At 69.9% G+C, this 7,349-nt stretch carries 6 protein-coding genes; 3 read left to right on the top strand and 3 right to left on the bottom strand.

The genetic code is table 11. The features are described from left to right. Window positions 1-47: 47 nt before the first annotated feature. On the bottom strand, window positions 48-656 hold the full coding sequence (locus tag ACFWPJ_RS19470; RefSeq protein WP_378853223.1) for a lipid droplet-associated protein: 609 nt from the start codon (window positions 654-656) through the stop codon (window positions 48-50). Between the two features lie 114 nt (window positions 657-770). Between ACFWPJ_RS19470 and ACFWPJ_RS19465 the strand changes: the two genes are divergently transcribed. Then, window positions 771-1,790, top strand: coding sequence for a 4-hydroxy-3-methylbut-2-enyl diphosphate reductase (locus ACFWPJ_RS19465; protein WP_378853221.1), 1,020 nt, complete (start codon window positions 771-773; stop codon window positions 1,788-1,790). A 59-nt stretch (window positions 1,791-1,849) separates the two neighbouring features. Here ACFWPJ_RS19465 and ACFWPJ_RS19460 read toward each other — a convergent pair whose 3' ends face one another. Together ACFWPJ_RS19460 and ACFWPJ_RS19455 are read right to left on the bottom strand one after the other, a co-directional pair. Beyond that, entirely contained in the window at window positions 1,850-2,617 is a 768-nt protein-coding gene (locus ACFWPJ_RS19460) for a DUF6542 domain-containing protein (protein ID WP_378853219.1), read from the bottom strand. 105 nt (window positions 2,618-2,722) lie between these two features. Continuing rightward, window positions 2,723-3,871: a DNA recombination protein RmuC gene (locus tag ACFWPJ_RS19455; RefSeq protein WP_378853217.1), complete on the bottom strand. Its 1,149-nt coding sequence runs from the start codon at window positions 3,869-3,871 to the stop codon at window positions 2,723-2,725. Window positions 3,872-4,016: 145 nt separating this feature from the next. On the opposite strand from ACFWPJ_RS19455, the gene ACFWPJ_RS19450 reads away from it, so the two are divergent. Together ACFWPJ_RS19450 and ACFWPJ_RS19445 are read left to right on the top strand one after the other, a co-directional pair. After that, window positions 4,017-5,213: an exonuclease SbcCD subunit D gene (locus ACFWPJ_RS19450; RefSeq protein ID WP_378853215.1), complete on the top strand. Its 1,197-nt coding sequence runs from the start codon at window positions 4,017-4,019 to the stop codon at window positions 5,211-5,213. Window positions 5,214-5,283: 70 nt separating this feature from the next. Further along, on the top strand, window positions 5,284-7,349 hold a 2,066-nt coding region (locus tag ACFWPJ_RS19445; protein ID WP_378853213.1), incomplete at its 3' end, for an AAA family ATPase.

Raw genomic sequence — 7,349 nt, 5'->3', positions numbered from 1 at the left:
CAACCAGCGCCGGTGGCGCGGATTGCGGCCGCAACGAAGGGGGATCCTTACTGCGCCTGCACCGTCGCGATGCGGTTGGTCAGCATGGTGACGAAGGGGGCGCGGGCGCGGGTCTGCTGCTCGAAGGCCAGCAGCTGGGCCAGCTCCTCGACGGTCAGCATGCGCAGCCGGGCGCGCAGCTGGGCCAGCGTCATCGCCGGGTAGTCGTAGCGGATGGCGACCTCGGGGGCCTGCACCTCCTCGGACTCCGGCTCGGCGGCGGGCTCCTCGGCGGACTCGACTGCCTCGTTCTCGAGCAGCAGCAGCGACGCGGGCACGGCCTTGCCGTTGGTCTGCTCAGCCGGGTGCTCCTCGGTGTACAGATCGAAGCGGCTGGCGTGGCCGTTGGTGGCGACCGCGGGCGCCGGCGCGATGTCCTCGTCGAAGGTGGCCCACTCCGGCTGCTCCTGCGGAGTCGAACCTAGACGTTCGAACACGAGGTCACCCTTGAGCGCGAGGCTGGTGACGAACTGCTGCACATGCATGGTCGTCTGCAGCACGCGACTGATCGCGGTGATCGGGAAATTGACCGCGGCGACGGGTAACCGCCGGGTCTCTTCTATGGCGTACACGGCGGCGCCGGCGGCGACCCGGGCCACGAACGGAGGACGGAACATGGTCCCAGCCTGCCGCAAACCGCCTGTGATGCAAAGGTCCAGGCTGCCCAGATGTGACTTTCGCCCCTGGATCCGCCCTGATCCCGCCCGCGCGACGCACGTAAGCTGTGGATCATGACCTCGGCAATTCCCTTGAACGTCGGTATCACGCGCTCCGCGGGCGCGTCCGCTGCCGGTGGCAAGCGCGTGCTGCTGGCTGAGCCGCGCGGCTACTGTGCGGGCGTCGACCGCGCCGTCGAGACCGTGGAGAAGGCGCTGGAGAAGCACGGCGCCCCGATCTACGTCCGCAAGGAGATCGTGCACAACCGGCACGTGGTGGAGACGCTACGTGAGCGCGGCGTCATCTTCGTCGACGAGACCGACGAGGTGCCGGAGGGCGCGCTGGTCGTGTTCTCCGCCCACGGTGTCGCGCCGATCGTGCACGAGACCGCCGCCGAGCGGAACCTGCGCACCATCGACGCGACCTGCCCGCTGGTCACCAAGGTGCACCAGGAAGCCAAGCGCTTCGCCCGCGACGACTACGACATCCTGCTGATCGGCCACGAAGGCCACGAGGAGGTCGAGGGCACCGCCGGTGAGGCGCCCGAGCACGTGCAGCTGGTCGACGGCCCCGACTCGGTGGACAAGGTCTTCGTGCGCGATCCGTCGAAGGTGATCTGGCTGTCGCAGACCACGCTGTCGGTCGACGAGACCATGGAGACGGTCCAGCGCCTGCGCGAACGGTTCCCCACGCTGCAGGATCCGCCCAGCGACGACATCTGCTACGCCACCTCCAACCGCCAGACCGCGGTCAAGGCGATGGCGCCCGAATGCGATCTGGTGATCGTGGTCGGCTCGCGCAACTCCTCCAACTCGGTGCGGCTGGTCGAGGTCGCCCTCGGTGCGGGCGCACGGGCCGCGTACCTGGTCGACTACGCCCGTGAAGTCGACCTCGCGTGGCTCGACGGCGTGCGGACGATCGGCATCACCTCGGGCGCGTCGGTGCCGGAGATCCTGGTGACCGGCGTGCTCGACCTGCTCGCCGAGCACGGCTTCGGCGAGGTGCAGCCGGTGACGACGGCCAACGAGACCCTGGTGTTCTCGCTGCCGCGTGAGCTGCGCGCCGCGCGTCGCGATGCCGCGCCGCAGGACTGACTACAGGCTCATAAAGAAGGAATCCCCGTCGCGTGATCGCGGCGGGGATTCTTCGTTTCTCACACGTTGTCGGGTCGGCGCCGTTCGGTGCGGCCGGTGTCGGCGCGGTCGCGGTAGCGCACGGCCGGCTGTGGGTGCGGCTGCGGGTCGGCCCTGCGGCGCGGCGTGCGCGCCGGCTCGGCCTCACGCGGTGCCGCGCCACGGCCTGATCGCGGTGTCCTGGCGGCGGCGGGGGCGCGCTTGGGCTCGGTCGCGCGCGGGGCGCGGCGGGCCGGGCTGGCCATGTCGACTTCGGTGACCGGGTCGTCCAGGACGGCGGTGGCGCGGCGGGTGCGCCTGCCGCGGCTCGCCTCGTCGAGGGTTTCCGGCCTGCGTCGCTTGACCGGCTTGGCTTCGGTTTTGCGTTCGGTCCTGCGTTCGGTGGCGGGCCGCGCGGTGGCGGGGGCGCGCTTGGCGATCGCGATCCGGGCGCCGCCGATCGCCAGCACCAGCACGGTCGCCAGCATCATCGTCGGGAAACGCTCCACCAGCGGGATGATCAGGTTCATCAGCACGTCTTTGATGGAGGTGGTGGCGCGCCCACCCAGCATCTGACAGGCCAGCGGCACCGCGACGAACAGCAGCAGCGGCGGCATCACCATGGTGGAGAACAGGCCGCGGAACCGCACGGCGCAGACGGCGAGCACACAGCCGAGCACATACAGCGCCGAGAACGTGCCGGTCGGGTAGGTCTCGCCCCCGAGCCCGTCGATCAGGAACCCGAACATCGTCATGCCCGCGGCAAGCAGAATCGCGGCCCAGGCGGGGATGCCGGGCACCGAGGGCATGATCGAACGTTGCGGCGCGGGCACCCGGGGTCGCGCACGTTGAGAAGCAGCCACCCTATGACACTAACCGCACAATGCGCCCTCAGGCGCTGCGGCACGGGGATCTCAGCGGCGATCCTCGGCGTCGGCGAAGGCCACGACCCGCGGTCTGGTCTCGGTCAGCCGGATTGCCGGGAGCTCCTGATCGGCGATCCCGAGATCGTGCATCCGGCGTGCCGTGACCATCACCCGTGACTCCACGGAACCGACGGTCGCGTTGAAAGCCGCTACTGCCTTACCGAGATTCACGCCGAGATTGTCCAGATGCTCGGCCACTTTGCCGACCCGCGTGTAGAGCTCCTTACCCAATTGCTGCACCGTTGCCATATCGCGCGACAGCGCTTCCTGCCGCCAGCTGAACGCGACCGTGCGCAACAGCGCGATCAGCGTAGTGGGGGTTGCCAGGATCACGTTCCGGCCGAACGCGTACTCCAGGAGTCCGGCGTCGGTGGTGAGGGCGGCGTCGAGGAACGGGTCGCCGGGCACGAACAGGACGACGAACTCGGGCGCCGGATCGAAGGCCGCCCAGTACGCCTTGTCGGCCAGCTGGTCGACGTGGGCGCGCAGGTGCTTGGCGTGGCGGGCCAGCAGCTGGTCGCGCGCGGTGGGGTCGTCGGTGGTCGCGGCGTCGAGATAGGCCGTGAACGGCACCTTCGCGTCGACGACGATGTGCCTGCCGCCCGCCAGCCGCACCACCAGGTCGGGCCGCACCCCGGCGCGATCGTCGCCGCCCGCGCGGTGGACCTGGGTGTCGAAATCACAGTGCCTGGTCATGCCCGCCAGCTCGACGACCCGCTCCAGCTGGATCTCGCCCCAGCGACCGCGGACCTGCGGCGCGCGCAGCGCCGCGACCAGCTGACCGGTCTGATCGGAGAGCCGATGCGAGGTGCGCTGCATCCCCGCGACCTGCTCCCGTAATCCCGAGTACGCGTCGATCCGGTGATGCTCGACCTGGCGGATCTGCTGTTCCAGCGCGCCGACCGCAGCGCGCAGCGGATCGACCATCGCCCCGATCGCGGCCGAATGCCTGCGCGCCGCGTCCTCGTTCGCCACGTGCAGCGATTGCTGCAGCAACCGTTGGTTGTCCCCGGCGGCGGCGAGCCTGGCCTCCGCCGCGACGGCGCGTTGCCCACCGCGGGCGGAGTGCCCCAACCAGCCGAGACCGAACCCGGCGGCGAATACCAAGACGAGCGCGACGAGCATCGAGGCGGTCATAGCGGCGATAGTGCCCGAGCCCACCGACAAACTCGCAATCGCCGAGCAACCCCGCGTGGTGACGCGCCGGACGCCACGCCGGTGAATTACACGCGTGTAGTGCGTCAATTGAATTCTGTCGGGGGTGTGGCCTAAGTTTCGCGGCATGCGGATCCTGCACACCTCCGACTGGCACATCGGGCGCACCTTCCATGGCGTCGACCTGCTGGCTGACCAGGCGCGGGTGCTGGCATCGATCGCGGAACTGGTCGCGGCCGAGTCCGTCGACGTGGTCGTGGTGCCGGGTGACGTCTACGACCGGTCCATTCCGAATGCCGATGCCATCGCGGTCTGCAATCGCGGCTTCGAGGCGATCAGGGCCGCGGGCGCGCTGATCGTGGCGACCTCGGGCAATCACGATTCCCCCGCCCGGCTCGGTGCCGGCGCCAGCTTCGCGGCTGCGGGCGGGCTGTATCTGTGTACCCGGGTGTCCGACGCCGACCGGCCGGTACTGATCGCCGACGCGCACGGCGAGGTGGCCTTCTACGGCATTCCGTATCTGGAGCCGGAGATCACCCGCGCCGAACTGGGTGTGCCGCAGGCGCGGTCGCACGCGGAGATCCTGGATGCGGCGATGGGGCGAATTCGCGCCGATCTCGCCGGCAGGCCTGGCGCGCGCACGGTGGTGCTCGCGCACGCGTTCGTCGTCGGTGGGGAGGCGACGGGTTCGGAGCGGTCGATCTCGGTGGGCGGGGTCGAGACGGTGTCGATGTCGGCGTTCGACGGGATCGACTATGTGGCGCTCGGCCACCTGCATTCGCCGCAGACCCTCTCGGATTCGGTGCGCTACAGCGGTTCTCCGCTGCCGTACTCGTTCGCCGAGAATTCTCACCGCAAGGCGGTCTGGATCATCGACCTCGACGCCGACGGTCTGACCGCGGCGTACCGCCACGATCTACCGCTGGTGCGCGGGCTCAGCAGGCTCACCGGCACGCTCGACGAACTGCTCACCGAGGGCGAATTCGCCGATGCCGAACAGCATTACGTCTCGGCCACCCTCACCGACAGCACCAGGCCGGTCGACCCCATGCGTAAGCTGCGCGAGCGGTTCCCGCACGCGGTGCACGTGGAATGGGCTCGCCCCGAGGGCAATCCGGAGTTGCATTATCGCGAGCGGGTGCACGGCCGCCGCGATGTCGAGGTGGCGGCGAGTTTCCTGACCGACGTGCGCGGGGAACCGAGCAAGGGGGAGATGGTGTGGGTGGAGCGAGCCTTGGCCGCCGCAGTGCGTGAAACTGATTCGGGGCGTGTCGAATCGGAACGGGATATCGAGGGCGCGGATGCCATGGACGTGTCCGCGTGAGCCTTCCGCGCTGTGGAGCTGACCGTCGGCATGTCGATGCCGTGTCCGGCGCGGTAGCCGGTGGTGTGGCATGAGACTGCATCGACTCGAGATGGTTGCCTTCGGTCCGTTCGCCGACAGCACCGTCGTCGACTTCGACGCGCTCGGCGCCGACGGGTTGTTCCTGCTGCACGGGCACACCGGGGCCGGGAAGACCACCGTCCTCGACGCTATCGCGTTCGCGCTGTACGGGCGCGTGCCCGGTGCGAGGGGCGACAGCAAGCGGCTGCATTCCGATCACGCTGATCCGGAGACACCGCCGAAGGTCACGCTCGAAGCCACGCTGGGTGGTCGGCATATTCGTCTCACCCGCAGCCCCGCCTTCGAACGGCCGAGCAGTAGAGACAGCACCAAACTCAGGGAGATCCAGGCCAAGTGCACCCTGGAATGGCTCGATGGCTCGGGTGAGAACCTGTCCCGGTTCAAGGACATCGGCGAGGAAGTCGTGCGCCTGCTCGGCATGAGCGCCGACCAGTTCTTCCAGGTCGTGCTCCTGCCGCAGGGCGACTTCGCCCGATTCCTGCGTGCCGAGAACGAAGACCGCGAAAGGCTGCTCGAAAAGCTCTTCGACACCGAACGATTCGGCACCGCCGAACAGTGGCTCGCGGATCGTCGTCGTGCGGCCGCGGCCGACCTCGACACCCGCAAGCAGGGCATCGACCGGCTCATCACCAAGGTCGGTATGGCCGCGGGCTACAGCGGTTCGGAGTCGGTCGGCGTCCTGGACGCGGTCAGCTGGTCGCAAGATCTGCTGGCGGCCGCCCGCACCGAGCTGGCCGAGGCCAACACGAATGCCGAACTGCGGCACAAGGAATCGGCCGAAGCGCGCACCGAGGCCGAGGAACAGCGCCGCATCGCCGGGCTGCACGCCCGGATGGCGGCAGCCCGCGAGGAATTGGCGACCTACGCCGCGACCGCTCCCCGCCGTGCCGAGCTGGAACGCGAACTCGAACAAGCCCGCCGCGCCGAGCCGGTGGTTCACGCCATCGACGAGGCACGCGCGGCGGTCCGCGCGCTGCGCCGCGCCGAGGCTGCGAGCCGCACTGTCGCCGGCGAACTGGCCGTCCAGTTGGGAGCCGAGGCGGCCGCCGACATCGTGGGCGTCGACCAGCTGACCGTCGTGCTCGATGAGCTGACCGATGCTGATGCGGACCTTGATGTTTCGGCCACTGGGTCGGTCGGGCAGCCGAAGCGGGTTCGGGATGTCGAGGGTGATCTCGACGGGGCGGTGAGTCAGTGGAACGGCCTGCTCGGTGTGCTCGGTGAGGTGCGGGCCGATGCGGAGATCGCCAAGCAGCTCACCGCCGACATCGCGGCGCACGAAGCTGAAGCCGTCCGCCTCACCCGGCGCGCTGGTGAATTCGCGCAGCGCCGGGCGGAGCTGCCCGCCGTGATCGCCGGGGCGGGGGAGCAGTTGCGGGAGGCGACCGATGCGGCCGCCGCACTGCCCGGGCTGCGCACCGAACTCGGCAAGTGGCAGGAATCGGCAGCCGCTGCCGTCGAATTGGCCAAGCAGCGACCGGCTTTGGATCGGGCGCAGGCCGAGTTCGATTCCGCGCGGCGAAACCATCTAGACGCCAGGGAGCGCGTACTCGACCTGCGAACGCGTCGGCTGGCGGGCATGGCCGCCGAGCTCGCGGGCGCGCTGGCCGTCGGCGCACCGTGCGCGGTCTGCGGATCTGCCGAGCACCCCGATCCCGCGCAGCCCACCGACGACGCGGTGTCCAAGGATGCCGAGGACGCCGCCACCGCTGCCGAGCAGGTGGCCGAAGCGGCCCGCGACCGGATCGCCGAGCGCATCGGTGTCATCGAACGCGAGATCGAGGCACTGATCGCGCGCGGTGGCGACGCCGACCCGGTCACCCTGGCCGATGCCGTCCGCACCGCCACCCACCGCTTCGACGACGCCGCCGACGCCGCCGACCGCGTCGCCGCACTCACCATCCGCCTCGACACCCTGCGCGCCGAGGAAACCGCCCTGCACGAGCAGTCCCGCGACCTCGACGCCCGCCTCGGCACGGTCACCGCCACCATCGCCGCCACCCGCACCCGCCTCGACGAACTCACCCTCCGCCTGCGCACCGCCGCGGGCGCCGA

The organism is Nocardia sp. NPDC058497, from assembly GCF_042720195.1.
In the GTDB taxonomy this organism is placed as follows: domain Bacteria; phylum Actinomycetota; class Actinomycetes; order Mycobacteriales; family Mycobacteriaceae; genus Nocardia.
The sequence above is the reverse complement of the archived record's forward strand: the minus strand, read 5'-3'. Positions and strand labels throughout refer to the sequence as shown.

Bases quoted from the DNA above. Each gene is read 5' to 3' on its own strand.
- ACFWPJ_RS19470 (WP_378853223.1), bottom strand. From the start codon at position 656: ATGTTCCGTCCTCCGTTCGTGGCCCGGGTCGCCGCCGGCGCCGCCGTG.
- ACFWPJ_RS19465 (WP_378853221.1), top strand. From the start codon at position 771: ATGACCTCGGCAATTCCCTTGAACGTCGGTATCACGCGCTCCGCGGGC.
- ACFWPJ_RS19460 (WP_378853219.1), bottom strand. From the start codon at position 2,617: ATGCCCTCGGTGCCCGGCATCCCCGCCTGGGCCGCGATTCTGCTTGCC.
- ACFWPJ_RS19455 (WP_378853217.1), bottom strand. From the start codon at position 3,871: ATGACCGCCTCGATGCTCGTCGCGCTCGTCTTGGTATTCGCCGCCGGG.
- ACFWPJ_RS19450 (WP_378853215.1), top strand. From the start codon at position 4,017: ATGCGGATCCTGCACACCTCCGACTGGCACATCGGGCGCACCTTCCAT.